The sequence below is a fragment of the Streptomyces celluloflavus genome (genome assembly GCA_000720995.1).
Taxonomy (GTDB): domain Bacteria; phylum Actinomycetota; class Actinomycetes; order Streptomycetales; family Streptomycetaceae; genus Streptomyces; species Streptomyces celluloflavus.
The window spans coordinates 246,855-272,431 of the sequence record JOEL01000001.1; the positions used below are offsets into that span (position 1 = coordinate 246,855).

Annotated in this window: 23 protein-coding genes; 13 read left to right on the forward strand and 10 right to left on the reverse strand. The window is 71.5% G+C overall.

All coding sequences use genetic code 11. From position 1 onward, the window contains the following. Positions 1-129 precede the first annotated feature (129 nt). Positions 130-570, reverse strand: coding sequence for a hypothetical protein (locus tag IH09_RS00890; protein ID WP_052853259.1), 441 nt, complete (start codon positions 568-570; stop codon positions 130-132). A gap of 443 nt (positions 571-1,013) precedes the next feature. Here IH09_RS00890 and IH09_RS00895 point away from each other — a divergent pair, with 443 nt between their 5' ends. Continuing rightward, on the forward strand, positions 1,014-2,087 hold the full coding sequence (locus IH09_RS00895) for a Nickel transporter NicT (protein WP_052853417.1): 1,074 nt from the start codon (positions 1,014-1,016) through the stop codon (positions 2,085-2,087). Positions 2,088-2,154: 67 nt separating this feature from the next. On the opposite strand, the gene IH09_RS00900 is transcribed toward IH09_RS00895, so the two are convergent. The 6 genes from IH09_RS00900 to IH09_RS00925 all read right to left on the reverse strand — a co-directional run bounded on the left by IH09_RS00900 (position 2,155) and on the right by IH09_RS00925 (position 8,108). Further along, entirely contained in the window at positions 2,155-3,093 is a 939-nt protein-coding gene (locus IH09_RS00900; protein ID WP_110951973.1) for an ornithine cyclodeaminase, read from the reverse strand. Then, on the reverse strand, positions 3,090-4,091 hold the full coding sequence (locus IH09_RS00905; RefSeq protein WP_052853260.1) for a proline racemase family protein: 1,002 nt from the start codon (positions 4,089-4,091) through the stop codon (positions 3,090-3,092). The genes IH09_RS00900 and IH09_RS00905 overlap by 4 nt, the downstream gene beginning before the upstream one ends. Positions 4,092-4,095: 4 nt before the next feature. Then, positions 4,096-5,010, reverse strand: coding sequence for a dihydrodipicolinate synthase family protein (locus IH09_RS00910; RefSeq protein ID WP_052853261.1), 915 nt, complete (start codon positions 5,008-5,010; stop codon positions 4,096-4,098). Positions 5,011-5,141: 131 nt separating this feature from the next. Continuing rightward, positions 5,142-6,629: an FAD-dependent oxidoreductase gene (locus tag IH09_RS00915; RefSeq protein ID WP_052853262.1), complete on the reverse strand. Its 1,488-nt coding sequence runs from the start codon at positions 6,627-6,629 to the stop codon at positions 5,142-5,144. Further along, positions 6,610-6,933, reverse strand: a complete 324-nt coding sequence (locus tag IH09_RS00920; protein WP_110951974.1) for a (2Fe-2S)-binding protein — start codon at positions 6,931-6,933, stop codon at positions 6,610-6,612. The genes IH09_RS00915 and IH09_RS00920 overlap by 20 nt, the downstream gene beginning before the upstream one ends. Beyond that, positions 6,930-8,108 (reverse strand): NAD(P)/FAD-dependent oxidoreductase, encoded by a 1,179-nt coding sequence (locus tag IH09_RS00925; RefSeq protein ID WP_052853263.1) that lies wholly within the window; start codon positions 8,106-8,108, stop codon positions 6,930-6,932. Before IH09_RS00925 ends, IH09_RS00920 begins: the two co-directional genes overlap by 4 nt. 187 nt (positions 8,109-8,295) lie before the next feature. Here IH09_RS00925 and IH09_RS00930 point away from each other — a divergent pair, with 187 nt between their 5' ends. Both IH09_RS00930 and IH09_RS00935 read left to right on the forward strand, forming a co-directional pair. Further along, positions 8,296-8,574 (forward strand): hypothetical protein, encoded by a 279-nt coding sequence (locus tag IH09_RS00930; protein ID WP_052853264.1) that lies wholly within the window; start codon positions 8,296-8,298, stop codon positions 8,572-8,574. A 427-nt stretch (positions 8,575-9,001) separates the two neighbouring features. Then, positions 9,002-10,333, forward strand: coding sequence for a cation:proton antiporter (locus IH09_RS00935; protein WP_165484678.1), 1,332 nt, complete (start codon positions 9,002-9,004; stop codon positions 10,331-10,333). Positions 10,334-10,406: 73 nt separating this feature from the next. Here the strand turns inward: IH09_RS00935 and IH09_RS00940 are convergent, their stop codons facing one another. Further along, on the reverse strand, positions 10,407-11,201 hold the full coding sequence (locus IH09_RS00940; RefSeq protein ID WP_052853266.1) for a carbon-nitrogen hydrolase family protein: 795 nt from the start codon (positions 11,199-11,201) through the stop codon (positions 10,407-10,409). A 329-nt stretch (positions 11,202-11,530) separates the two neighbouring features. Next, entirely contained in the window at positions 11,531-13,918 is a 2,388-nt protein-coding gene (locus IH09_RS00945; RefSeq protein WP_052853267.1) for a phosphoketolase family protein, read from the reverse strand. 768 nt (positions 13,919-14,686) lie between these two features. On the opposite strand from IH09_RS00945, the gene IH09_RS00950 reads away from it, so the two are divergent. Further along, positions 14,687-15,205 (forward strand): lytic polysaccharide monooxygenase auxiliary activity family 9 protein, encoded by a 519-nt coding sequence (locus tag IH09_RS00950; RefSeq protein WP_052853268.1) that lies wholly within the window; start codon positions 14,687-14,689, stop codon positions 15,203-15,205. A 697-nt stretch (positions 15,206-15,902) separates the two neighbouring features. Beyond that, the gene (locus tag IH09_RS00955) at positions 15,903-16,850 is read left to right on the forward strand and encodes a hypothetical protein (RefSeq protein ID WP_052853269.1); all 948 of its coding nucleotides are present in this window, start codon (positions 15,903-15,905) and stop codon (positions 16,848-16,850) included. A gap of 394 nt (positions 16,851-17,244) precedes the next feature. Here the strand turns inward: IH09_RS00955 and IH09_RS00960 are convergent, their stop codons facing one another. After that, entirely contained in the window at positions 17,245-17,685 is a 441-nt protein-coding gene (locus IH09_RS00960; protein ID WP_094792809.1) for a DUF779 domain-containing protein, read from the reverse strand. Between the two features lie 459 nt (positions 17,686-18,144). On the opposite strand from IH09_RS00960, the gene IH09_RS00965 reads away from it, so the two are divergent. The 8 genes from IH09_RS00965 to IH09_RS01000 all read left to right on the forward strand — a co-directional run bounded on the left by IH09_RS00965 (position 18,145) and on the right by IH09_RS01000 (position 25,330). After that, positions 18,145-18,441, forward strand: coding sequence for a thiamine-binding protein (locus IH09_RS00965; protein WP_052853270.1), 297 nt, complete (start codon positions 18,145-18,147; stop codon positions 18,439-18,441). A gap of 217 nt (positions 18,442-18,658) precedes the next feature. Next, entirely contained in the window at positions 18,659-19,378 is a 720-nt protein-coding gene (locus IH09_RS00970; RefSeq protein WP_052853271.1) for a DUF1684 domain-containing protein, read from the forward strand. 38 nt (positions 19,379-19,416) lie between these two features. Then, positions 19,417-20,934, forward strand: a complete 1,518-nt coding sequence (locus IH09_RS00975; protein ID WP_052853272.1) for an ABC transporter substrate-binding protein — start codon at positions 19,417-19,419, stop codon at positions 20,932-20,934. Positions 20,935-20,955: 21 nt separating this feature from the next. Then, positions 20,956-21,924, forward strand: coding sequence for an ABC transporter permease (locus tag IH09_RS00980; protein ID WP_052853273.1), 969 nt, complete (start codon positions 20,956-20,958; stop codon positions 21,922-21,924). Beyond that, positions 21,921-22,745, forward strand: a complete 825-nt coding sequence (locus IH09_RS00985; RefSeq protein ID WP_052853274.1) for an ABC transporter permease subunit — start codon at positions 21,921-21,923, stop codon at positions 22,743-22,745. The genes IH09_RS00980 and IH09_RS00985 overlap by 4 nt, the downstream gene beginning before the upstream one ends. Further along, a complete protein-coding gene (locus tag IH09_RS00990; RefSeq protein ID WP_052853275.1) occupies positions 22,742-23,548 on the forward strand; it encodes an ATP-binding cassette domain-containing protein in 807 nt (268 codons plus the stop codon). Before IH09_RS00985 ends, IH09_RS00990 begins: the two co-directional genes overlap by 4 nt. After that, positions 23,545-24,321 carry an ABC transporter ATP-binding protein gene (locus tag IH09_RS00995; protein WP_052853276.1) on the forward strand — a complete coding sequence of 259 codons (777 nt, stop codon included), beginning with the start codon at positions 23,545-23,547 and terminating at the stop codon, positions 24,319-24,321. The genes IH09_RS00990 and IH09_RS00995 overlap by 4 nt, the downstream gene beginning before the upstream one ends. Before the next feature lie 508 nt (positions 24,322-24,829). Continuing rightward, entirely contained in the window at positions 24,830-25,330 is a 501-nt protein-coding gene (locus IH09_RS01000) for a DUF1003 domain-containing protein (protein ID WP_052853277.1), read from the forward strand. Positions 25,331-25,577: the final 247 nt, after the last annotated feature.

A 25,577-nucleotide genomic window follows, 5' to 3' on the forward strand; every position in this document is an offset into this window, starting at 1 on the left:
TCGGCGGCCCGATGTCACCGAAAAGATCACGCCGCGCGACACCGTTCCCGTCGCGCCGGGACGTGGCCGTCGGTAGGGCGCACGACCACGGCCGGCCGCGGATCCCCGCCCCGGCCGGACGGAACCGGATCAGAGCGTGGCGATCTTCTCGTCCTGGGCGTACTCGACGCCCGCCGGGTTCACGATGGTTGCGACGACCTTGACGTCATCGCCCTGCTGGAAGACCGCCCCCGGCTGCGGGCTCAGCGTGAGCCGCTCGACGTGCCGCGCCGCGTCACAGATCAGCTTGTCGTTGGGGAGGGTGGCGGTGGCTATGGACGGCGCACTGCCGTCCGGTGTGTCCAGGTTCGTCGCGGTGGTCGTCACGTGGACATCCGAACCCGGGTCGCAGGAGTAGGTGAGATACGCCTTGATGACCGGCGCGTTTCTCGTATCGAGGGCGATTCTGTCGACGGTCATGGTGTTGGCCTTGGCCGCGGCCGGGGAGGCGATGGCGACCGCGCCCGCGGTCAGCATGAGGGTGGCGATGGCGGTACCGGTGACCCGATGGGTGAGGCGGGACGACAGCATGGATGGCTCCCTCTTCCTTCTGTCTCGATCTGTCTCGAACTGTTTCGGTTTTCTTCTGCCGCGATCTGTTCGGTCACTCTTCTTGGCGTGACGGCGGTGGCCGTCGCGACCGCCGTGATCGCTTTCTGCCGGTGTGGTGCCTCGTGGGCGAGTTACGGCTGGATCATCACAGGGGTTGCCGATCCCCGTCCAGAGCTTTGGCCGGAAGGTGCTTGATCTTGCTCATCGCGCATCGTGGCTGGTGAGGCGGGGTGAGGGCGAGATGCGGGAGCTGTCCGAGGGCTTTACTGCAAGTTGGTTGCAGTTGACAATTGATGGCAACAGCATGGGACGGGCTCGATCAACCGGCAGAAAGCAGTGTCCCCATGGCCACCACCACGTCCTCCTCACCCACCCCGGGCGCCGGCGCCACACCGTCGCGCAGACAGCGCATCGCGCGCTCGATGACCCGGGCGGAGTGGGGGAGGGTGGCCGGAATGGCCGGTTTCATTCTCGCCCTGCATGTCATCGGCTGGTTCACGCTGGTGGCGATCGTGGCACCGGAGCATTACAGCCTGGGCACCAAATCGTTCGGTATCGGTATCGGTGTCACCGCCTACACCCTGGGCATGCGGCACGCCTTCGACGCCGACCACATCGCCGCCATCGACAACACCACCCGCAAGCTGATGAACGACGGCCAGCGCCCGCTGTCCGTCGGATTCTGGTTCTCCCTGGGGCATTCGAGCATCGTCTTCGGACTGGCCTTCCTGCTCTCGCTCGGCGTCAAGGCCCTCGCCGGGCCGGTACGGGACGACAGCTCTCAGCTGCACGACGTCACCGGCCTGATCGGCACCACCGTCTCCGGCGTCTTCCTCTACGTCATCGCGGCGATCAACATCGTCATCCTCGTCGGGATCTGGCAGGTCTTCCGGCGGATGCGCGCCGGTGATTTCGACGAGGCGGCGCTGGAGGAGCACCTCAACAACCGGGGCTTCATGAACCGCCTGCTCGGCCGCGTCATGAAGTCCATCACCAAGCCGTGGCAGATGTATCCGCTGGGCCTGCTGTTCGGCCTCGGCTTCGACACCGCCACCGAGATCGCCCTGCTCGTCCTCGCGGGCTCCGGTGCCGCGTCCGGACTGCCCTGGTACGCCATTCTGTGCCTGCCCGTGCTGTTCGCCGCGGGGATGAGCCTGCTCGACACCATCGACGGTTCGTTCATGAACTTCGCCTACGGCTGGGCCTTCTCCAAGCCGGTCCGCAAGGTCTACTACAACCTCACCATCACGGGCCTGTCGGTCGCCGTCGCCCTGATCATCGGCACCGTCGAACTGCTCGGGCTGCTGGCCGAGAAGTTCGACCTGCACGGGGCCTTCTGGGACTGGATCTCCGGTCTGGACCTCAACCTGATCGGGTTCGTCATCGTGGGCATCTTCTTCGCGACCTGGATCATCGCGATGGCGGTGTGGAAGTTCGGCCGCATCGAGGAGAAGTGGACGGCGAACGTCCGCCCCGCCGACCGATCCGCGGAGTAGCCGGGGCGGCGGGGTGAGGCGGCTCGTTCTCCCCTCAGCGGGAGGGGGGACGAGCCGCCTCACCCCTTTACGCGTCTTCTGCCGCGTCGGCCTCGTACGCGGCGCCGGCCACCACCAGGTCCTCCCACGCCATGCCGACGCTCTTGAAGAGCCGGGGGCGGGTCCGGTCCACGGTCGCGGCCCCGGTGGCCAGGTCGGCGAGCGGGATCAGCGCGGCCCGGTCGAGGCGGCCGGCGGCCAGCTCCGGGATGAGATCACCGGCTTCCCGTACGGCGGCGGCCCGGGACTCGACCACGACGGTGCAGCGGCGGACGGTGCCGCTGTCGACCTCGCGGGCGTCGGGTTCGTGGGATCCGACGGCCGTCACGGTGGCGTGCGGGGCGAGCAGGGCGCCGTCGAAGAGCGGGGTCCTCGCGGTGGTGCAGCAGGCGACGAGATCGGCGGTCGCGACGGCGGACGGATCACCGGGTGCGACGGGGAGCCCGGTGTCCCGGCGGGCGGTTTCGGCGAACCGCTCGACATGCGCGGGCGTGCGTCCCACGACGGTGACCCGGGTGAGCGGGCGGACCACCCGCAGCGCGTCCAGGTGGCCGCGCGCCTGGGGGCCGGTGCCGAACAGCACCAGATGGCCGGCTTCGGGGCCGGCGAGCAGGTCCACGGCGAGGGCGGATACGGCGGCGGTCCGTACGGTGGTCAGCTCGATCCCGTCCAGCAGGGCCAGCGGGGAGAGCGTCGGGGCGTCGAAGAGCAGGTAACGGCCCTGGACGCGGGCGAGTCCGGCGGCCGGATTGGCCGGGGCGACGGTGGCGATCTTGACGCCTGCGTACCGGCGCCGGTGCGCGGGCATGAGGAGCAACTGGCCGTGCTCGACCGGTACGACGGTGCGGGGCGGATCGGACTCCGGATCCGTTCCGTCCCGCAGGGCGGCGCGCAGTGCGCCGATCGCCGCGGCCATCGGCAGGGCACGCCGGAGTGCGGCCCCGTCGATGGTCCGGGGCGCGGTCACAGGACGAATCCGGCGGGGAAGGGGTCCTCCGGGTCGCGGTGGAACTGGGCGGTGCCGGTGATCCACGCACGGCCCGTGATGGTGGGGGTCACGGTGGTGAGGTCGCCGAGCCGCCCCTCTTCGACCAGGCGGCCGGTGAAGTGCGTGCCGATGAACGACTCGTTGTCGAAGTCGGTGTCGAGGGTGAGTTCGCCGCGCGCGTGCAGCTGGGCCATCCGGGCGCTGGTGCCGGTACCGCACGGCGAGCGGTCGAACCAGCCGGGGTGGATGACCATGGCATGCCGGGAGCGGCGGGCATCGGACCCGGGAGCGGCCAGATACACATGGTGGCAGCCGTTGATCTCGGGATTGCCGGGGTGGACGGGGCGGTCCTGTTCGTCGACGGCGGCCATGACGGCCAGACCGGCGTCGAGAATGCGCTGCTTCTCGGCGCGCTCGAACGGGATGCCCAGGGCCTCCAGCGGGACGATGGCGTAGAAGTTGCCGCCGAAGGCGAGGTCATAGGGGATGTCGCCCCAGGGCTCGACCCGTACCGTCCGGTCCAGTCCGAGCGCGAACGACGGCACATTGCGCAGGGTCACCGACTTCGCGGCCCCGTCCACCACCCGGACCTCGGCGACGACGAGTCCGGCGGGGGTGTCGAGACGGATGGTGGTGGTGGGTTCGGTGACCTCGACCATGCCGGTTTCGACGAGGACGGTGGCGACGCCGATGGTGCCGTGGCCGCACATCGGCAGACAGCCGGACACCTCGATGTAAAGGACCCCGAAGTCGGCGTCGGGGCGGGTCGGCGGCTGAAGGATGGCGCCGCTCATCGCCGCATGCCCGCGGGGCTCGTTCATCAGGAACGTACGGATGTGGTCGAGATGGTCGATGAAGTACCGGCGCCGGGCGAACATGGTGTCGCCGGGGATGACCCCGACGCCCCCGGTGATCACCCGGGTGGGCATCCCCTCGGTGTGCGAATCGACCGCGTGGAAGATCCGGTTGCTGCGCACGTGTCTACCGCAGTCCTTCCGCGAGGGCCTTCCCGGTGGCCTGCCGCACGCTCTCCTCGTGCTCCGGGGCCAGCGGCAGGCGCGGCTGCCGGCAGGGACCGCCGTAGCGGCCGGCGAGATCCATGCTGAGCTTGATCGCCTGCACGAACTCGATCCGCGAGTCCCAGCGCAGCAGCGGGTGCAGCGTCCGGTAGAGCGGCAGCGCGGTGGACAGGTCACCGGCGGACGCCGCCTGCCACAGTTCGACGCAGGCGCGCGGGAACGCGTTGGTGAAGCCCGACACCCAGCCCGGGGATCCGGCGGCCGCCAGCTCCAGCGCGACATCGTCGGCGCCGCACAGCACATCGAGTCCGGGGGCCAGTTCGGCGATCCGGTAGGTCCGGCGCACATCGCCGGAGAACTCCTTGACGGCGACGATCAGCCCTTCGCCGTACAGCTCGGCCAGCAGCTCCGGCACCAGATCGACCTTGGTGTCGAAGGGGTTGTTGTACGCGACGACCGGCAGTCCGGCCCTGGCGACCTCACGGTAGTGCGCGACCACGGCACGCCGGTCCGCCCGGTAGGCGTTCGGCGGCAGCAGCATCACCGCACGGGCCCCGGCCGCACCGGCGTGTTCGGCCCACCGCCGCGCTTCGTCGGCGCCGTACGCGGCTACCCCGGGCATCACGGTGAAGCCGGGGGTGTCCGCGGCCACCTCGACCGCGGTGGTCACTACACGGGCGCGCTCCTCGGGGGTGAGGGTCTGGTACTCGCCGAGCGAACCGTTCGGGGTGACGCCGTGACAGCCGTTCTCCGCGAGCCATCCGAGGTGTTCGGCATAGCCGTCGAAGTCCGCCGTCAGCTCGCCGGTCCGCGACTCCCGCCACGGGAGCGCGGTCGCCACCAGTACTCCGTGCCACGGCTGTGCTTGCGCGTTCATGTGACCTCCACGGTTTGCGTATCCGGGACCACTGAGTCTGTGCAATGTTACATTGCATTGGCTCTCGGGGTGGGGTGAATCATGGGGTGTGAGGTGCAGGGGTGGGGTGGATGGAGCTTCTCAATCGCGCCTCAGCGGGCGGGCATTGACGACTCATCAGTTCCGGCGTCAGGGACGATGCCGGAGCCGGATTCGGGGTCCGCGCCGGGGTCGCCGGCGGCGAGGATGCCGAGCGGCAGCGGCTGCGCGATGGGCCGGCCGGCCATCCCCCGCAGTTCCTCCGCGGTCGCCTCACGTCCGGATCGTGCGGCGACCAGGCAGGCGGTGGCGTAACCGCAGACCCGTCCCTGGCACAGCCCCATACCGGGGCGCGCGTACAGCTTGACCGTGCGGGGGTCGGTCGCGCCCAGTTCCGTGACGGCCTCGGTGACGGTCCGCACGGTGACCTCCTCGCACCGGCACACCACGGTTTCGGGGCGCAGCCACCCCAGCCAGCCGGGGCGGACCGGAAACGCCCGATGCAGCGCGGCGGCGAACTGCCGCTGTGCGGTACGCCGCCGCACCAGACGGCGGACCACCGCCGGGTCGGCGACGGCGGCGCCGACGGCCTGGGCGGCGTGCAGCCCGGCGAGTTCGCCCTCGGTCAGGGACAGGGCGGCGCCGCCGACGCCGCAGACCTCCCCGGCGAGGTAGACGCCGGGGGCCGAACCGCGCTGCCGGGCGTCGGCGGTGGCGACCAGGCTGCCGTCGATATCGCGACGGGTCGCGCAGCCGAGCTGGAGCGGGATCTCGATCTGCGGGGTGAAGCCGTAGCCGACGGCGAGGGTGTCGCAGTCGAGCCGGCGCTCGCTGCCCGGTACGACCCGCCACCGGGCGTCGACGCGGGCCACCGTGACCCCGGTGACCTCGTCCTCGCCGTGCGCGGCGACCACGGCGGTGCGGGTCCGGTACGGCACGCGATGGCGCAGCAGCGTCCGCAGGAACCCCGCGCCCTCGGCGAGTTTCGCGGGATTAGCGGCCACGGTGAGCGGCTGCCGCACGAACGAGGCGGGCAGCCCGGCCTCGAAGACCCCGACCACGCGCGCGCCCGCCTCGGCGAGTCCGGCGGCGACGGCCGGAAGGAAGGGGCCGGTCCCGGCGACCGCAATCCGCCGTCCGGCGACCACACCGTGACCCTTCAGCAGCGCCTGCGCACCGCCCGCGGTGAACACCCCGGGCAACGTCCAGCCGGGGAACGGGAGTTGGCGGTCGTAGGCGTCGGTGGCCACGACGACCGCGGTGCTCTCCACGACCTGCTCGGTCCCGTCGTGGAGGGTGTGTGTACGGAATCCGCCGGCCGTCCGCCCGGTATGCCAGACGGCGTGGCCGGGGAGGTGGTGGAGCCGGCCGGCGTGGGCGGCCAGTCCGTGGCGCAGTCGCTGGAAGGCGGCCCAGCCGTGGTGCGCCGCGCCCGTGTCGCCGGGGCGGTGGCGCCAGTACTGCCCGCCGACCCGCGGGCCCGCGTCGACCAGCGCGACCCGGGCGCCCGCGGCGGCCGCCGTGACCGCCGCCGCGAGACCGGCGGGGCCCGCGCCGAGCACCGCGAGATCGTACGGCCCGTCAGCACGCGAGGTCGTCACGGCCGGCTCCTTCCTGGGTCCTGACCAGGTCTCCCGGCGCGGCCTCGACCAGGCAGGCCCGCTGGTTCGGACGCCCGTTGACGGTGACCAGGCAGTCGAAGCAGACCCCGATGCCGCAGAACATCCCGCGCCCGGCGCCCGCGACCCGGGTGCGGCGCCAGGAGCGGTGCCCGGCGGCGAGGAGCGCGGCGGCGATGCTCTGGCCCGGCTCGGCCTCGATCGTCAGCTCGTCGAAGCGGAAGGGGAAGGACGGGCGGCGGGGGACGGCCGGCCCGCCCGCCCCGGCACGCGTATCGGTGCTCATACGGTGGTCTCCTCGAACCGTTCCGGGCGGAAGGGGGCGAGATCCAGATCGGGCGCCGCCCCCGTGATGACCTGCGCGATCAGATGACCCGTTGCGGCGGACAGCCCGATCCCGGCGCCCTCGTGCCCGCAGGCGTGCAGCAGCCCGGGGGCGCGCGGATCGGCGCCGATCACCGGCAGATGGTCCGGGCAGTACGGCCGGAATCCCAGGTAGCTGCGCAGCAGTGCGACCTCGGCGAGGAACGGGAAGACCCCGATGGCCTGCGCGGCGAGTCTGCGCAGCACCGGCAGGGATACCGAACGGTCGAAGCCGACCCGCTCCCGGCTGGCCCCGATCAGGACCGTGCCGGCCCGGGTGCCCTCGACCACGACGGAGGTCTGGAGCCCCGCGTCGCCGCTGGCGACATTGGCGACGTACTCCGCGGTGTACACCTTGTGCCGCACCACCCGGGGCAGCGGCTCGGTGACCAGGATGAACCCCTTGCGGGGCAGGATGGGCAGCGGCACGCCCGCCAGCCCGGCCAGCTCGCCGCCCCAGGTGCCGGCGGCGTTGACGACCCGGCCGGCGGGGATCAGCGGTGCCGTGGCCGAGTCGGTACGGACGCCGGTGACGGCGCCACGACTGTCGCGTACGAACCCGGTGACCGCGGTGCCCGGCAGGACCGTGGCCCCGTGCTCCCGGGCGTGCCGCAGCAGCCGGGCCGTCGCCAGCACCGGCTGGACCTGGCAGTCCTGCGGGTAGTACGCGCCGGCGGCCACCTCGGGCGTGATGTTCGGCTCCAGTCCGGTGACCTCGTCGCGGGAGACGTCGACCGCGTCGATACCGGCCGCGCGCTGGACGGCGGTCAGCTTCCGGAGCCCGTCGGCCGTCGCCGGCGAGGCGGCCACCATCACGCCGCCCTTCTCCTGGTACTCCAGCCGCTCCGCGCCCAGCGCCTGCGCGGTCCGCGCCCACAGTCGCGAGGACAGCAGCGCCAGTTCGAGTTCGGCTCCGGGCTCCTTGTCGGAGAGCAGGATGTTGCCCTCGCACGCCGCGGTGGTGGCGCCCCCGATCGCGCCCCGTTCGACCACGGTGACCCGCAGCCCCGCCGAGGTGCAGTGGTAGGCGCAGGCAGCGCCGACCATGCCCGCTCCGATGACGACGACGTCAGGAGACCGATTCGTCGAGCGATCCATCGCAGTAGAATGTCACGTTGCATTGCCCCGCGCCAGGGCCCGTACGGCAACCGGCCTACGGGCATCTGCCGTACCGCCGGGCCGAGTTGGGGCGGAGACGCCGGCAGGGCCGGGAGGTGCTGCCGGGAATCGCGGCGGTGGCCCCGGCGGGATTGTCAGTGCGGTCGGGCTCCGCGAACATGCCTCCATGAGCCTGATGACCGATGGCAAAGCTCCTGGTCCGGTGCGCTTCTATCTCGCCTGTGACCGTGGCAAGTGCACCGAGAGAATCAGCTTTGACCTCGTGATCTCCGAGCCGCGGCCGGACGAAGAGGCGGACTTTCTCGGCCACATACTTCACGAGGCCCACCACGCGGCCCCGCTCATCGCGGACCTGGGCTGGGTCTTCATCCAGGGCGGGGAAGGTTACTGGTGCCCCGCGTGCGCCGGCCCCACCCGCGACACCGGCACCCCCGACCCCTCGTAGACGCCCACACCAGGACGGCGCCGGTCCTCATCGGACCGGCGCCGCCCGCTGTCGGCGCGGAGCGGTGGCCCGGAACGGTGGCCCCGGGGGAGTGGTCCCCGAGCGCCGGTTCCCCTCGATCCGCCGAAAAGCGGATGACGGGCGCGGAACAGTTGTCGCGGCCGCTCGGAAAGTTCCGGCGGGAAAGTGAGTTCGCCGAATACAGGCACCAATGGCACAGGAAAAAATCCGTATTTCTCCCTCAATCGGGTGGACCGTCGGAATCGCCCTTCAAGAGACCTGCCCGCGCCCCTAAAGTCATGCCTCAGCACCGCATCACAGCGGAATTCCTCTCGCGTATCTGAAGCCGAGAGGCGCGGTCCGCGGGCGCCCGGGGCGCCCTGCCGGGCGTGGCCCAGAATTCCCGTTCCGAGGAAGGCACAGGGCATTGGCAGGTTCTTCGCTGGAAGCAATCGTGCTGGTCGACATCGCCGTCGTGCTGCTGATAGGAGTCGCTCTCGCACCGCTGCGGACCCGTCTGCGGCAGCCGGTGGTGGTCGGGGAGATCGCGGTCGGTGTGCTGCTCGGGCCGAGCGTGCTGGGCCTGCTGCCGGGGAATCTGCCGGCGAAGGTCTTCCCGGTCGAGGTGCGCAGCCACCTGTCGGTGATCGCCCAAGTAGGCATCGTCCTCTTCATGTTCGTGGCGGGCTGGGAACTCGAATTCCATTTGCTGCGTGGCCGGGTCCGCTCCGTACTCGCCATTACCGCGGCGTCCCTGACCGTGCCCTGCGCACTGGCCTCCGCAGTGGCTTTCGCGCTCTTCGCGGGACATTCGAGTCTGGTGCCCGCCCATATCTCGCCGCCGCTCTTCATGCTCTTCATGGGCGTCGTCCTGTCGGTCAGTTCCCTGTCCGTGATGATCCGCATCCTGGGCGAGAACGGGCTCCAGGGCACCACCGCCGGCGCCATGGCCACCGCGTCCGGCGCGATCACCGACCTCGTGGCGTGGTTCGCCTTCGTCTGCCTGATCACGGCGGCGCAGGGACTGAGCACCGGGAATCTGCTCCTCACCCTGGGCCGGGTCACGGCCTACTCGCTGGCCATGGGCTTCGTCGTCCGCCCGGTCCTGCGCGCGCTGCTGCGCCGGGTCCACCCGCAGGGCGGACACTCGCTGTTGCTGATCTTCGCCGTCGGCAGCGGTGTCTTCGTGTCCGCGTGGTTCGCCACCTGCATCGGGATCCATGCCGTGATCGGGGCCTTCACGTTCGGCCTGGTCATGCCACGCGATCTGGACCCCGCCGTGCGCCGGGCGATCGCGACGCCCCTGCACCATGTGGGAGCGCTACTGATCCCCGTCTTCTTCGGACTGACCGGCCTGTCCGTCGACATGGGCGCGCTCGGCTGGGGCGGAGCGCTGGCGCTCACCGCGTTCTTCGTCGTCTCGCTGGGCGGCAAATTCACCGGAACCGCGGTCACCGCGCGCCTGTTCCACCTGCCGTGGCGCGAAGCGGCGACCGTGGGCGTGCTGGTCAACAGCAAAGGGCTTGGCGAAGTCCTGATGCTCACCATGGGCCGGGAAGCGGGCCTCATCAACGACCAGCTCTTCTCCGCGCTGTTCCTGACCGCGCTGCTCATGACCGCCTCCGTCAACCCGCTGGTACGACGCCTGACGCCGAAGGCCGGCAGTACGGACCCCGGCGCCGCCGTCCCCGCGCAGCAGCAGGGACCGCACGCGGCCCCGGAGTTGAGCGACGACCACACCACCCGGGGCCCGACCTGAGACCGGGACAGGGCCGGCCGTGCGGGGCCGGCCCTGTCCCGGGCGGTCGCGAGCGCCGCGGCCTGCCGCGCGGCTACAGGCGCCGGTTGGCCAGTACCGCGACGGCGCGGCGGACACGGTCGGTCTCGGCAAGATCCACGTCGGCGGTGAGCAGATCCGGTGCCGCGCCCAGCCGGGCGCGTACGGTGCCGTCGGGGGCGGCCAGGAGGCTGTGGCCGATACCGGTCGGGGCCTTGGTGGGCAGTTCCGGATCGGCCAGCGGATCCGGGGCGGCGTGTCCGACGGCCGCCAGCCAGACCGTCGCGTCCAGGGCGCGGGCCCGCACCAGCAGTTCCCACTGCGCCAGCTTGCCGGGGCCGGCGCCCCAGGAGGCGGGCAGGACGCTGACGGTCGCCCCGGCGTCCGCGTGTGCCCGGAACAACTCGGGGAAACGCAGGTCGTAGCAGGTGCCCAGGCCGATACGGACCCCGTCGACATCGATGGTCACCACGCGGGTGCCCGGGGCGACGCTGTCGGACTCCCGGAACCCGAACGCGTCATACAAGTGAATCTTGTCGTAGGAGTCCTCCACGCCGGGCCCGGTGGCCAGCAGGGTGTTCACGACCCGGCCGTCCGGCGCGGGCGTGAACATACCGGCGACCACCGTCACCCCGGTCTCCCGGGCCACCGCCCGCACGCCCTCGGCCCACGGTCCGTCCAGCGGTTCGGCCACCGGACCGAGCGGCACCCCGAAGCGCACCATGGCCGCCTCGGGCAGCACCGCGAGCCGCGCCCCCGCGTGCGCCGCGCGGCGGACATGGTCCTGTACGGCCGCGAGGTTCTCCTCCGGGTCGGTCGATGCCGTCATCTGGCAGAGTGCGATGCGCATGCGGCTCCTTCTCTCATGGTGATCGATGATCCCCTCGTGATGACCGATGATGGACGATCGCTGATCCATTGTGGTCGGTGGTGGCCGGTGGCGACCGGTATCCGTGGTAGCACGACCGGGACTCGGCCCCCGTACGCGGTCGTGGCCGGGCATCGTCGCCCGCAGCCCGACGGCACTCCGGCGTCCACGTCGCGATCAGCCTCGCGCCCCGGCCGCACACCCGCAATGGTGACCACGGCGGTGGCGGCCGAAACGGACGCACATAGACACGAACCCGGCGGCGCCGGGCAGCCGTTGCCGTCCGGGGCGAGCCCGCCGCGCGCGGGCGCTCAGCCGGGCCAGGTCCAGTCGGCGACCTCGGGCAGGTCGGTGCCGTGCGCCCGGATCCAGGCATGGTGGCGGGTGCGGGCATCGGCCATCGCCTGGCGCAGCGCGACGGCGCGTACCGCGAGGCCGGGGACCCGGTCCACGACGTCCATCACCAGCCGGTAGCGGTCCAGATCGTTGCGGACAACCATGTCGAAGGGCGTCGTGGTGGTGCCCTCCTCCTTGTACCCGCGGACGTGCAGATGCTGATGGCCCGCGCGGCGGTAGGCGAGCCGGTGGATCAGCCAGGGGTAGCCGTGATAGGCGAAGATGACCGGTCTGTCGCGGGTGAACACGGCGTCGTACTCGAAGTCCGGCATCCCGTGCGGGTGCGCGTCGCGCGGCAGCAGCCGGGTCATGTCGACGACATTGACCACCCGCACCGCCAGCTCCGGCAGATGGTGCCGCAGCAGACCGGCGGCGGCGAGCGTCTCCAGGGTGGGTACGTCGCCGGCGCAGGCCAGGACGACATCCGGTTCGCGGCTGCCGTCCTCGGTGCCCGCCCACGCCCAGCTGCCGACGCCGCGCGCGCAGTGGGCGCGGGCCTCGTCGAGCGTCAGCCAGTCGAAGCCCGGCTGCTTGCCGGCCACGATCACATTGACGTAGTCCCGGCTGCGCAGCGCGTGATCGGCCACCGACAGCAGGGTGTTGGCGTCCGGCGGCAGATAGACGCGCACGACCTCGGGGCTCTTGTCCAGGATGTGATCGACGAAACCGGGGTCCTGGTGGGAGAAGCCGTTGTGGTCCTGCCGCCAGACATGCGAGGTGAGCAGGTAGTTGAGGGAGGCGATCGGGCGCCGCCAGGGCAGCCGGCGGGCGGTGCGCAGCCATTTGATGTGCTGGTTGACCATGGAGTCGACGATGTGCGCGAACGCCTCGTAGCTGGCGAAGAGCCCGTGGCGCCCGGTGAGGAGATAGCCCTCCAGCCACCCCTGGCACAGGTGCTCGGAGAGCACCTCCATGACCCGGCCGTCCCGGGCGAGGTGTTCGTCGGTGTCGAGGGTCTCGGCCTGCCACGCCTTACCGGTGGCCGTGTAGAGGGCGTCCAGGCGGTTCGAGGCGGTCTCGTCGGGGCCGACGACGCGGAAGTCCCGGCGCTCGGCGGTGGCCGCCATGACGGCGGCCAGCAGACCGCCGAGCACCCGGGTGGGCTCGTGCAGGGCCGTGCCCGGCCGCTCGACCTTCACCGCGTACCGATCCAGCGGCGGCACCGGCAGCTCCCGCAGCAGCAGACCGCCGTTCGCGTGCGGCGAGGCACCCAGCCGCCGCGCCCCCTCGGGTATGTACGCGAGGACCTCGGGCCGCGGCCGCCCCGCCGCGTCGAACAACTCGTCCGGCCGGTACGAGCGCAGCCACGCCTCCAGCTGCCGCAGATGGTCGGGGTTCTCGCGGACCTCGGACAGCGGGACCTGGTGGGCGCGCCAGGTCCCCTCGACGGGCACCCCGTCGACCTCGTGCGGGCCGGTCCAGCCCTTGGGTGTGCGCAGCACGATCGCGGGCCAGCGCGGACGGTCGCGCACCTCCTCGGAACGGGCCCGGCGCTGGATGTCGGCGATGCGGTCCAGCGCCTGGTCCAGCGCGGCGGCCATGGCGTCGTGCACCGCTGCCGGGTCGTCACCGGTGACGTGGATCGGGTTGTGGCCGTAGCCGCGCAGCAGTGCGTCGAGTTCGTCCTGGGGGAGCCGGGCGAGCACCGCCGGGTTGGCGATCTTGTAGCCGTTGAGGTGCAGGACCGGCAGTACGGCGCCGTCGTGCACCGGGTCGAGGAACTTGTTGGCGTGCCAGGACGCGGCGAGCGGCCCGGTCTCCGCCTCGCCGTCGCCGATCACACAGGTGACGACCAGACCGGGGTTGTCGAACGCCGCGCCGTAGGCATGGGTGAGGGAGTAGCCCAGTTCGCCGCCTTCGTGGATGGAGCCTGGGGTCTCCGGCGCGACATGACTGGGCACTCCGCCGGGAAAGGAGAACTGCCGGAACAGCTTCGCCATACCGGACCGGTCCCGGCTCACGTCCGGATAGGTGTCCGAGTAGGTGCCGTCCAGCCAGGAGTTGGCCAGCACGGCGGGGCCGCCGTGGCCGGGTCCCCAGACGCACAGCGCGTCCAGCGCACGTGCCCTGATGACGCGGTTGAGATGGGTGTACACGAGGTTCAGACCGGGCGTGGTGCCCCAGTGGCCGAGCAGCCGCGGTTTGACGTGCTCGGGGCGGAGCGGCTCCGCCAGCAGCGGATTGGCCAGCAGGTAGATCTGGCCGACGGCCAGGTAGTTGGCGGCACGCCAGTGGGCGTCCAGCGCCTGGAGTTCGGCGGGCTCCAGATGGCGCGGTGCGGCCGGCCTGGGGGCGTCGTCCATGCTGACCTCCTGGCGGGTGGCGGCTCTCCTCGGACGGTGGTGGCGGCTACGGCCTTCCGGGGAGCGTCCCGGGGGCCCACCGCTCCGGGCCGGCCGGGTGCGCACCGCCTCACCCGGCGCCGGCAGCGGTTCCGCCGCCCGCTCGCGGGAACGGCCCTGCGTACGAGGGCGATCGGGTGAATCCCGCCGGTACGGAGGCCGTACCGCCTCGGCGAAGCGGCCGACGCCGGTGCCGCACGTCACGGCGTCCGCGAGGTCCGCCCGCCGTACGCACCGGGCCGCCCCGGCGGAACCGGCCGGCCCGGCAGCTCGGTATCGCCCCCCCGGCCGCCGACCCGGCGGCGGTACCGGTCGTGCGCCCGCGGTGGCCGTATCCCCGGCCGGGCGGCACACTCACCTTGCGCCGGGCACGCCGCGCCCGCAACCGGACCCCCGCCGCGCACGGCTCCGGACGGCGTGCCCCCGGCGGCGGGTTCCGGGGCCGCGACGGGGGGACGGACCGCCGTCGTCATGCCGGGCTCCCATTACCGCCACACCTATTGACCGTGTGCTGTCAAGCGGTAAAGTCTAGACCAATTGGCGGGCGCGCTCGTGCGGCGCCGCATCCGGTGTCGGCGCCGGGCGGGGCGGGTGCGGGGTGTGCCGCCGTGGAAAACCTTCGCGTCACTTTCCCCACACCAACGAGGCCGCCCGGGGCGGATGCGCGCTCTCGCGCCGACGCCCGGTCTCCTGCTTTCGCGCGGCGGCCTCCACCGCGAAAGGGTTGTCATGAACAGGAAAAGGAAGTTGGCCATGTCCGTCGGCGCGGGCCTGGCCCCCCTCCTCGTGATGACGCTGCCGGTCAGCCCGGCGAGCGCGCACGGCTACATCGACTCGCCGCCCAGCAGGCAGGCGCAGTGCGCCGCGGGCACCGTCCAATGCGGCCCGATCAAGTGGGAGCCGCAGAGCGTCGAAGGCCCCAAGGGACTGTCCAGCTGTAGTGGTGGCAACAGCCAGTTCGCCGATCTCGACGATGACGCCAAGGGCTGGAAGGTCACCCCGGTCGGCAGCACCACGACCTTCAACTGGACGCTGACGGCACGTCACTCCACCAGTACCTGGCAGTACTTCGTCGGCGGGCGGAAGGTCGCCGAGTTCAACGACGGCGGCGCGCAGCCGCCCGCGCACGTCTCGCACCAGGTCAACTTCGGCGGCATCACCGGCAAGCAGAAGGTCCTCGCGGTCTGGAACATCGCCGACACGGCGAACGCCTTCTATGTCTGCGTGGACGTCAACATCGGCGGCTAGTCCGCCGTACCCGACTCGTCGCCCCGTCGTGCCCACGGCCGCGGGGCGACGAGGCCGTGGCCGACCGCGGGCGCCCCACGCCGGCGTCGGCCACGGTCACCGGTTCCGGTCACCGTAGGACATCCGGGGGCGTGGACGGACGCCCGCTCATCCGGCGGAGGCGAGGCCGGGTTTCGTGTACGAGCGGGGGCCGGGCAGGTACGGGCGCGCGCCGGGTTTGGTGTACGCGCCGGACTCCGTGTGCGCGCCGGGTTTGGCGTACGGCCGGGCTCGCGCGCACGCCGGGATCCGTAGGCGAACCAGTTGGACACGCACCGGACTCCGCGTACAGGTGCGAGCCGCGCGGAGGGCCCGGCGGGTCCCTCCGCGAGCCGTTCCCGGTCGGCCCCGCCGCTCAGCTGCCGGAGCCGGATGCCCCTCCCGCACGCCGCCGCCGCTTCGCCCGGCGCCCCCAAGTCGGCGGAAAGAGGCGGAAATCGGCGGTGACGGTTCTCGGCGCGGGTGATCCGCCGGCCGGGGTGTGGAAGCGGGGAGGAACGGGCGCCGGACAGCAGAGGACCGGACGGGTCGCGCGTAGGTGCGCGGGGCCGCGCGGTCCCGCCGCCGGCCGGGGTGGACCCTGTCGGGTCCGGGAGGGGGACCCGTTACGATCGCCCCAGTCATGGCCGTCGTACGTGGCCATCGCCGGGAGGAAGAGATGGGCCTGTTCCGCCGAGGACCGAAGCGGGATCCGCGCGACCTCGCACGCGATGGGGAGTTCACCTTCTTCTCCGAGCGGGAGGGCGGCGTCTTCAGATCGCAGGTCCGGCAGGCGTTCGCCGAGCAGGGCCTGGAGGTCACCGCCTACGCGGGCGTGGTCACCGACTCGGCGGGCCGCCAGTTCGGCCTCGGCAACCTCGCGGCGGTGTGCCACCGCGACCGGCGCGGCGAGCGCAGCTGGCCGGCGCTGATCCGCGACCACGTCGGCAAGGTCCTGCGCACGATGGACGGCCCGCAGCCACTGGAGATCCTCACCGAGGACGAGATCCGGGCCTGCCTCTATCCCCGCGTCGTCGCCCAGGAGACGCTGCCCGCCTCGGACTCCTTCCGGTACGGCGGTGAGCCGGCGCCGGGGCTGCGCGAGGTGCTCGCCCTCGACCTGCCCGAGGCGGTGCAGATGCTCAGCGAGGACTCGCTGACCGACCTCGGGGACGTGGCCGAACTGCGTATCCGGGCGATGAACAATCTGCGGGCGCTGCCCGTCGAGGGGCACGAGACGGTGCGGCGCGGCGACGGATCGGCGTTCGAGGTGCTGCTCGGTGACTCGTTCTTCACCGCGAGCCGGGTGCTGGTCCTGGACGAACTGGTGCAGCGGATCACGGGCACCGGACTCACCGCGGACGGCGCGCTGGTCGCGCTGCCCTTCCGCCACCAGCTGGCCTTCCACCGCATCCAGGACGCCCAGGTCATCCCGGCGTTGCAGGCCATGGCGCAGTTCGCGGCGGCCGGGCACGAGGACGCGGCGGGCGCGATCAGCCCCAAGGTGTTCTGGTGGCGGCGCGGCGTGATGACCGCGCTGAGCGAGCCGGACGGCGACGGTCTGCGGGTGGTCGTGGACATGGACTTCCAGAGCATGCTGGAGCGGCTGGTCCAGGACGACGCCTGACTGCCCGGCCCTTGCCGGATCTCGGGGATCCGTCCCGGGTTCCTCCGGCGGACTTCTCCCGCGCGCGGCCTTCGGCGGCCTCAAGCGCGGTTCTGCCGGGGGCGATCCGCCCCGTTTCGCCGTTTCCGGGGCCCTGCCCGACGGCCCGTCTGTCCACCCGCCCGGCGGCCGGGAGAAAATTTCTCGCAGAATCTTCACGGATCGGGAACCCGAGGTGCCGTATCCCCGTTTTCCCCAGTGAGGCCCCGCGTCATCCCCCGTGCGCGGGGCCTCACCATCTCTTCCGCCGGACCGTTCCTCCCGCGCGGAACCGCCGCACTTCCCCGCGAGGCGCGGTGAATCACCGGTTGGCCACCACGTCAGACGGCGCACGCCGCAGGGCGTATTACGCCGCTCAGTCGCCGAGCCGGTCCAGTTCCTCCTCGGTGAGCAGCCGGGAGCGGACCAGGAAGCGGACGCCCTCGGGAGCCTCCAGGGAGAAGCCGCCGCCGCGCCCCGGTACGACGTCCACGGTCAGATGCGTATGCCGCCAGAGCGCGAACTGGTCCGCCGCCATCCAGAACTCCACCGGTTCCGCCATCCCCTCGACGGCCAGCCGCGCCAGCAGCACATCCGACGCTCCGGTACGGAAATCCCCGGCCGGGTAGCACATGGGGGCGCTGCCGTCACAGCAGCCGCCGGACTGGTGGAACATCAGCGGACCGTGCAGCTCCCGCAGCAGACACAGCAGTTCGGCGGCCGCGGTGGTGAGCGCCACCCGCGAGACCGGAGCGCCCCCCGCCGCCGCGCCATCGGGAACGGCGCCCTCCGGGGCGCCCGCGTCCGCGGCCGCCATCAGCGGACCGGCTTCCGCGCAGAGCGGCCGACCCGCAGGTTCTTCGTCCGATGTCCGTACACGTATCGACTCCTCACTGACCGGCGCGAACAGCCGCGGTCGACGGATCCGAAGCGACATGACCCGGAACCGGCTCGGAAAGCCCGGCAGCGGCTCGGAAGCCGTTCGGAAGTGGCTCGGTACAGGCCCGGATCGTGCCCACGGGGGTGCCCGGGATGCGGCCACCCTATGCCGCGGGACGTTGCGAGGAGGTTGCGGACGAACGGCGCCCGGCACCGGCCGGGGGTGCGCGCGTACGAGGGCTGCCCCCTCCCCGCACGGTCCGTCGATCCGCGGCGGCCGGGCATCGGCCGCCGCCCCGCCCTCGTGTCCGCCAACGGAAGGGCCGTCGGCCGGGGTGGCGGGCGGGGTCGGCGCGTTGTGCGGAGGGGCGAGCCGCCGCCTGTCAGGCTGCCGGGCATGATCTTTGCCTTCTCGATCACGCCGCTCGGGGTCGGCGAGCACGTCTCCGACTATGTGGCCGACGCGGTGCGCGTGGTGCGCGCCTCCGGTCTGCCGAACCGCACCGATGCCCTGTTCACCTCCATCGAGGGCGAATGGGACGAGGTGCTGCCGGTGATCAAGCAGGCGGTGGACGCCGTGACCGCGCGGGCCCCGCGGGCCTCGCTCACCCTCAAGGCGGATCTGCGCCCCGGTGTCCGCGGCGGGCTGACCGGCAACGTCGAGAGCGTGGAGCGCCGCCTCGCGGGCGGTTGAGCACCGGCGGAACCGGGCTGCGGCTGCCGCCCGCCGTCCCCTCGTCCCCACTCGGCCTTCGGCGGGGACCGGCGGTGCGCGTATTCCTGGTTCGTCCCCGTCTCACTGGTTGGCGGCATTTGACATTAGCTTCCCTTATGGGAGATAAAGAAGATCCTTTGGTTCAAGCTTCACCCAGCGTGGCCGCCGGCGTGGATGCTGACGAGTTTCTACGCGAATGAGTGCCGCCATGCCCGACATAGCCAGTGCCAGCGCCCCCTGGGAAGCGTGGCGTACCGAGCGCCACCGCTCCGTCACCGCTCCCACCGGCAACCTCGCCCTCGTCGAGACCCGCTGGCTCCCCGCCGGTGAACGTCCCGACCTCGACGCCGCCCGCACCGGGCAGCGCGAGTCCGTGACCGTCACCACGGTCGCGCGGACCGGCATGATCACCGGCGAGGCCGAGCACGGCCTGCGCTTCTGGGACGCGGCCTCCCCGGCCATCGGCCACTTCGTGCGCACCGACGCCTTCCCGTACGACCCCGCCTGGGTCCTGGAGGCCACCTACACCCCCGTCGAGGGCGCCCGCCGTGTCGCCTTCGAGCACATCCGGGACAACGGCGGCACCCGCGACCTCGTCGTCCCCGGCGATATCGCGCTCACCGTCGGCGGCACCGACTACACGCTCAGCGCCTTCGACGACGACGGCACGCTGCTGCTCGTCTTCGGCGACCCGACCAACGGGGACACCACGTACGGCGCGGGCCGCTTCCTCTTCGTCCGGCACACCGGCGAAGGGCGGGTGCTCCTCGACTTCAACCGGGCCTTCGTACCGCCCTGCGGTTTCTCCGATCAGTACAACTGTCCGATGCCGCCGCGGCAGAACCGCTTCCACCTGCCCGTCGAGGCGGGCGAGAAGCTCCCGGTCTTCCGCGACGGCTACGCCGGCACCCACTGACCGACCGCCCCGCAGCAGCACTCGTACAAAGGCACCCCATGAAGCTCCGCAAGAAGCCCCTGTCCGCCGGCGTGCTCACCCTCGCCCTCGCCGTGACCCTCGCCGCATGCGGCGGCGGTGCGCACGGCGGCGGGGCGGCCAACGGCGCGTACGACAAGAACGCCACCGTCAACATCGGCTCGCTCTACGAGCCGCAGAACCTCGACAACACCGCGGGCGGCGGCCAGGGCGTCACCGAGGCGCTCAACGGCAATGTCTACGAGGGGCTGTTCCGGCTCACCGACGCGGGCAAGGTCGAGAAGCTGCTCGCCCAGGACTACAAGGTCAGCGGCGACGGGCTCACCTACACCTTCACCCTGCGCGACGGTGTGACCTTCCACAGCGGTAAGAAGCTCACCAGCCAGGACGTCAAGTACAGCCTGGAGAAGGTGCTCGCGAAGGACTCGCAGTCCGCGCGCAAGGCCGACCTCGAAGTCGTCAAGGACATCGCCACGCCCGACGCGAAGACCGTGCGGGTCACGCTCTCGAAGAAGTCGGTCTCCTTCGTCTACAACCTCTCCTACGTCTGGGTCATCAACTCCCAGGCCAAGGAGCTGAAGACGACCGAGGACGGCACCGGTCCGTACAAGCTGAACAAGTGGACGCGCGGCTCGGCCCTCAGCCTCGACCGCTTCGCGGGCTACTGGGGCGACGCCGCCAAGAACAAGCAGGTCGTCTTCCACTACTACAAGGACGCGACCGCGCTGAACAACGCGCTGCTGACCAATGGCGTGGACGTGGTCACGAGCGAGCAGTCGCCCGACGCCCTCGACCAGTTCAAGTCCCAGCGGAACTACAAGGTCAACGACGGCAACTCGACGACCAAGCTGCTGCTCGCCTTCAACGACAAGGCCAAGCCGTTCACCGACGTCAAGGTCCGGCAGGCGGTCTCCGCGGCCATCGACGACAAGAAGCTCCTCGACTCCGTCTGGGGCGGCTACGGCAAGCTGATCGGCTCGATGGTGCCGCCCACCGACCCCTGGTACGAGGACCTGACCAAGGTCAACGCCTACGACGTCGACAAGGCGAAGAAGCTCCTGGCGGAGGCGGGGTACGCGAAGGGCTTCAGCTTCACGCTCGACACCCCGAACTACGACCCGCACCCCACCGTCGCCACGTTCATCAAGTCGCAGCTCGCCAAGGTCGGCATCACCGTCGAGATCAACACGATCACGCCCGACCAGTGGTACACGAAGGTCTACAAGAACCACGACTTCACGGCCACCTTGCAGGAGCACGTCAACGACCGCGATCTGGTCTGGTACGGCAACCCCGACTTCTACTGGGGCTACGACGACAAGCAGGTCCAGAACTGGATCGAGCAGGCCGAGCGGGCCTCGACCACCGACGAGCAGACCGAGCTGCTGAAGAAGGCCAACCGCAAGACGGCCGAGGACGCGGCGAGCGACTGGCTGTACCTGTACCCGCAGATCGTCGTCGCGAACAGCAAGCTGTCGGGCTACCCGGTCAACGGCCTCAACTCGCAGTTCTTCGCGTACAACATCGAGAAGCGCTGACGCGGGGACCCGGATTCCGTCATGACTCGGTACCTCGTACGGAGACTGGTGTTCCTGCTGGTCTCCCTCGCTCTCGCGAGCATCGTGCTCTTCGTGCTGCTGCGGATGCTGCCCGGCGATCCGGCGAACGCGCTCACCTCCGTGGGCGCCTCACCGGAGCAGATCGCCGCGGCCCGGCACTCCATCGGCTCCGACAGGCCGCTTCCCCAGCAGTTCGCCCACTGGATCGGCCAGTTGGCGGGCGGCGACCTCGGCACGTCCTTCGTCAGCTCGCTGCCGGTCGGCCCCGAGGTGGCGCAGCGCCTGAACGTCACGGTGCCGCTGACCCTCTCGGCGTTCGTGCTCGCGGTCCTCATCGCGGTCCCGGCCGGCTTCCTCGCCGCGTACAAACGGCACACCTGGTACGGGGCTCTGCTCAACGGCGTCTCCCAACTGGGCATCGCGGTACCGGTGTTCTGGCTCGGCATGATCCTCATCGCCGTCTTCGCGCTCAACGCGGGCTGGCTGCCCTCGGGCGGCTTCCCGCAGGACGGCTGGGACGCGCCGGGTGACGCCATCAGCTCGCTGGTCCTGCCGGTCGTGACCGTGGCACTCGTGATGTCCGCCTCCCTCATCCGCTACGTCCGCTCCGCCGCACTCGACGTGCTCGGCAGCGAATACCTGCGGACGGCGCGGGCCCTGGGGTCCTCGTTCGGGCGGGCCATGTGGCGGCACGGGCTGCGCAACGCCGCCGTCCCGGTGATCTCGGTCCTCGGCATCGAACTCGCCTCGACGCTGCTCGGCGCGGTCGTCGTCGAATCCGTGTACGCACTGCCCGGCCTCGGCTCCCTGCTCGCCACGGGCATCGCCCAGCACGACTACCCCGTCATCCAGGGAGTGCTCTTCGTGTCGACACTCGCGGTACTGCTCATCGGCTTCGCCGCGGACCTGGTGCAGCGGATCGTCGACCCGCGGCTGCGCGGACGGCTCTCGGGAGGTGGGGTGCGGTGAAGCGCCGCTCACCGACCCTGTGGACGGGGGCCGTGCTCGCCGGGCTCGTCGTGCTGCTCGCCCTCGTCTCGCTGGTTTGGCTGCCCTACGACCCCGCGGACACCTCGGGCGGCCGGCTCGCGGGCCCCGGTGACGGGCATCTGCTCGGCACCGACAAACTCGGGCGCGACCTGTTCACCCAGCTCATGACCGGATCGCGGATCGCCCTGGAGGCGGGCCTCGGCTCGGTACTGATCGCGGCGCTCATCGGCGTCACACTGGGCGTCCTCGCCGCGTACGCACAGGGCTGGTTCGACGACACCCTCTCCGCGCTGCTCGACATCCTCATCGCTTTCCCGACGCTGCTGCTCGCCATGCTCATCGTCGCGGCGCGCTCGGCGACCCTCGGCTCCGCGATCCTCGCGATCGGCCTGGCGCAGAGCGCGGTGGTGGCGCGCCTCACGAGAATCCTGGTGAAGCGGGTGCTCGCTCAGGACTACATCACGGCGGCCCGCACATCCGGGACGTCCTGGCCCAGGATCACCGCCGGACACGTCCTGCCCAACATCTGGCCCACGCTGGTCGTGAACCTGGCGCTCCAGTTCGGCCTCGCGGTGCTCGCCGAGGCGGGCCTGTCCTACCTGGGCCTCGGCGCGCCCCCGCCCAACGCCTCGTGGGGCCGCATGCTCCAGGAGGCGCAGGCGACCTTCACCACGGCGCCCGCGGGCGCACTGGCCCCCGGAGTCCTGCTCGTGCTGCTCGTCATCGGCGTGAACCTGATCGCGGACGGGCTGCGGGACGTACTGGACCCGACGACGCGGCGCGGAAGGGCGGCGGCATGAGCGCGCTTCTGGAGGTACGGGACCTGACGATCCGTACGGGCACGGGGCGGGCCCTCGTCACCGGCCTCACCTTCTCCGTGGCGCGCGGCGAGCGCCTCGGCCTCATCGGGGAATCGGGCTCGGGCAAGTCCCTGACGACGCTGGCGGTGCTCGGCCTGCTGCCCGACGGCATGACCGCGAGCGGCAGTGTCGTACTCGACGGCACGCAGATCATCGGCGCGAGCGAGAAGACACTGGCCGGGGTGCGGGGACGCGGCGCGGCGATCGTCTTCCAGGAGCCGCTGACGGCCCTCGACCCCCTGATGCGGGTGGGGCGGCAGATCGCCGAACCGCTGCGCAGGAGGCGGGGCGTGACGGGCGCGGCACTGCGGCGCGCGGTCGCGGAGGCGCTGGAACGGGTCCGGCTGCCCGACCCGGCCCGTATCGCGCGCGCGTTCCCGCACGAACTCTCCGGCGGCCAGCGCCAGCGCGTCGCGCTCGCCATGGCACTCGCCTGCGACCCGGCGCTGCTGATCGCCGACGAGCCGACGACCGCCCTCGACGTCACCGTGCAGGCCGAGATGCTCGACCTCGTCGACACCCTCGTCCGCGAACGGGACATGGCCGTGGCGTTCGTCAGCCATGACCTGGCCGTGGTGGCGCGGGTGACGGACCGGGTCCTGGTGATGAAGGACGGGCACGCGGTGGAGTCCGGGGACGTACACGAGGTCGTGCGCGCGCCGCGCGAGGCGTACACCAAGGCGCTGGTGGACAGCGCACGGCAACTGGAATCGGCGCTGGATTCCTTCGGAGGTGCACAGTGACATCGTCGCCGGTGCTGGAACTGGACTCGGTGTCGTACGCGTACCGGGGGAGCGAGGCGGCCGTCGTCGCGGACATCTCGCTCGCGGTGACCGCCGGGCAGAGCCTGGCGCTGGTCGGGGAGTCGGGCGCGGGCAAGACCACGCTGCTGCGGATGCTGCTCGGCCTGGCCCGGCCCACGTCCGGCGAGGTCCGTTTCGACGGGGACGCGCTGCGGCTGCGGGACCGGGAGCAGATGCGGCGGTTCCGGCGGAGCGTGCAGTGCGTCTTCCAGGATCCGTATGCGTCACTGGACCCGCGCCAGCAGGTGCGGCGGATCGTCGGCGAGCCGTTGCGGTCACTCAGGATCGCCTCCGGGGCGGCGGCCGGCGACCTCGTGGGCCGGGCCCTGGAACGGGTTGGACTGCCGGCGGACGCCGCCGACCGCTATCCGCACGAGTTCTCCGGCGGGCAGCGGCAGCGCATCGCCATCGCGCGGGCCACGGTCTGCGACCCGCGGATCCTGCTCGCCGACGAACCGGTGTCGGCGCTGGACGTGACGACCCGGGTGAAGGTGGTCGACCTGCTGGCGGAGCTGAAGGAGACGACGGGGCTGACGGTGGTGATGGTCTCCCACGATCTGTCGGTGGTCGCCGCGCTCTGCGAACACACCGCCGTACTGGAACGGGGACGGGTGGTGGAGTCCGGCGCGACGCGGTCGGTACTGGGCGCGCCGTCGCACGGGTACACGCGCCGGCTGCTGTCGAGCGTGCCCCGCCTGCCGGTGGGGGGCTGACCAGGGCGTTCCGGTCCGGCTGTGGTGCGTGGCCGTCCGGTAGCGGGCGGGGCGGTGTGGCGGGTGGGAGTGTCCGACCCCTTGCGTCCCGGGTATCCCGGCTGCCTCAGGTGTCCCGGTACGGGGGCGGCCGCTCGGGCCCGTGCCTGTCGGCGGCCCGGCTCCGGGTGAAGGGCGCGCAAACGTCACGTCAAAGCCACCGCCGGGAACGCCCAGGCACTCGACCGCCCCGGCACCCGCTGGTAGAAGTCTCATGATGTCGGGAAACCTGCTCTTCCGGCCGAACGTGCCGATCAGGTAGGGGCGTTGCGGAGCGACTGCCGGATCACTGCCGGAGCAGGGGCGGGTGACGAACCGGTCGCCGCACTCGGTGAGCCAACGCCATGGACCCCCTGTGCACGGGTCCGCTGCCGATGGGGGTTCGGCCCTGCGGAAGGGTACGGCCGCCGCCCCCACCGTGGCCGGCACACCACCCTTGGCGGTCGTCCCATCGACAGGGAGTCGGGCCATGACGATCTACCAGCACCTGCCCCATCCGCACATCACCGCACGGCATGCCCAGGGCCCGGTGAAGGTAGCCGATCAGCTCTCGCAGGGAAACGCGATCACCCGGTTCAACACGAAGGTCGCGATCCTGGTCACGCGGGCGGTCGGCAGCATGTGGTGCGCCTACGCCTTCGCGCTCTTCGACCTGATCAGTCTCCCGGACGCGATCCGCGGCGGTGCCGCGTCGGTCGTCTCCTGGGTGGCGCAGACGTTCCTCCAACTGGTGCTGCTGTCCGTCATCATGGTCGGCCAGAACGTCCAGGCCGCCGCGTCCGACAAGCGCTCGGAGGCGACGTTCCACGACGCGAGCGCGACCCTGCACGAGGTCGCGCACCTGCAGAGCCATCTCGCCGCGCAGGACGTCCTGCTGACCCGGATCGCGGAACAGCTCGGCCTCGATCCGGTACCGGTCATCGACACCCCCTCGGACGGCGAAGCGGCGGAACGGAACCTGCCCGGCTGACGGCCGCCGGTGGGGCAGGGACGTGCCGGCTCGGCCGCATGGCGCAGCGTCAAACCTGCGCCAACAGCCGCCTGCGTCATTCGAGTTGACCGCTCGCCGAACGCTGAGCGGGCGGGAGGCGGCTGCGGGGGCGGCACCGCCACGTGATGCGGGCGTGCCAACGCGCCGCCATCGCGGCGGCTTCCGGAATTCCCCCACCGTCGTCGGCGCGGGCGGATAGAGTTCTGGACCGGCCCGGGAACGGGCT

What these genes read in the sequence shown, in the direction of transcription:
- IH09_RS00990 (WP_052853275.1), top strand. Translation starts at nt 22,742, where the DNA reads ATGAGCGCGCTTCTGGAGGTACGGGACCTGACGATCCGTACGGGCACG.
- IH09_RS00960 (WP_094792809.1), bottom strand. Translation starts at nt 17,685, where the DNA reads ATGGCGGCCGCGGACGCGGGCGCCCCGGAGGGCGCCGTTCCCGATGGC.
- IH09_RS00980 (WP_052853273.1), top strand. Translation starts at nt 20,956, where the DNA reads ATGACTCGGTACCTCGTACGGAGACTGGTGTTCCTGCTGGTCTCCCTC.
- IH09_RS00940 (WP_052853266.1), bottom strand. Translation starts at nt 11,201, where the DNA reads ATGCGCATCGCACTCTGCCAGATGACGGCATCGACCGACCCGGAGGAG.
- IH09_RS00950 (WP_052853268.1), top strand. Translation starts at nt 14,687, where the DNA reads ATGAACAGGAAAAGGAAGTTGGCCATGTCCGTCGGCGCGGGCCTGGCC.
- IH09_RS00930 (WP_052853264.1), top strand. Translation starts at nt 8,296, where the DNA reads ATGAGCCTGATGACCGATGGCAAAGCTCCTGGTCCGGTGCGCTTCTAT.
- IH09_RS00965 (WP_052853270.1), top strand. Translation starts at nt 18,145, where the DNA reads ATGATCTTTGCCTTCTCGATCACGCCGCTCGGGGTCGGCGAGCACGTC.
- IH09_RS00975 (WP_052853272.1), top strand. Translation starts at nt 19,417, where the DNA reads ATGAAGCTCCGCAAGAAGCCCCTGTCCGCCGGCGTGCTCACCCTCGCC.
- IH09_RS01000 (WP_052853277.1), top strand. Translation starts at nt 24,830, where the DNA reads ATGACGATCTACCAGCACCTGCCCCATCCGCACATCACCGCACGGCAT.
- IH09_RS00895 (WP_052853417.1), top strand. Translation starts at nt 1,014, where the DNA reads ATGACCCGGGCGGAGTGGGGGAGGGTGGCCGGAATGGCCGGTTTCATT.
- IH09_RS00970 (WP_052853271.1), top strand. Translation starts at nt 18,659, where the DNA reads ATGAGTGCCGCCATGCCCGACATAGCCAGTGCCAGCGCCCCCTGGGAA.
- IH09_RS00890 (WP_052853259.1), bottom strand. Translation starts at nt 570, where the DNA reads ATGCTGTCGTCCCGCCTCACCCATCGGGTCACCGGTACCGCCATCGCC.
- IH09_RS00920 (WP_110951974.1), bottom strand. Translation starts at nt 6,933, where the DNA reads ATGAGCACCGATACGCGTGCCGGGGCGGGCGGGCCGGCCGTCCCCCGC.
- IH09_RS00910 (WP_052853261.1), bottom strand. Translation starts at nt 5,010, where the DNA reads ATGAACGCGCAAGCACAGCCGTGGCACGGAGTACTGGTGGCGACCGCG.
- IH09_RS00955 (WP_052853269.1), top strand. Translation starts at nt 15,903, where the DNA reads ATGGGCCTGTTCCGCCGAGGACCGAAGCGGGATCCGCGCGACCTCGCA.
- IH09_RS00945 (WP_052853267.1), bottom strand. Translation starts at nt 13,918, where the DNA reads ATGGACGACGCCCCCAGGCCGGCCGCACCGCGCCATCTGGAGCCCGCC.
- IH09_RS00925 (WP_052853263.1), bottom strand. Translation starts at nt 8,108, where the DNA reads ATGGATCGCTCGACGAATCGGTCTCCTGACGTCGTCGTCATCGGAGCG.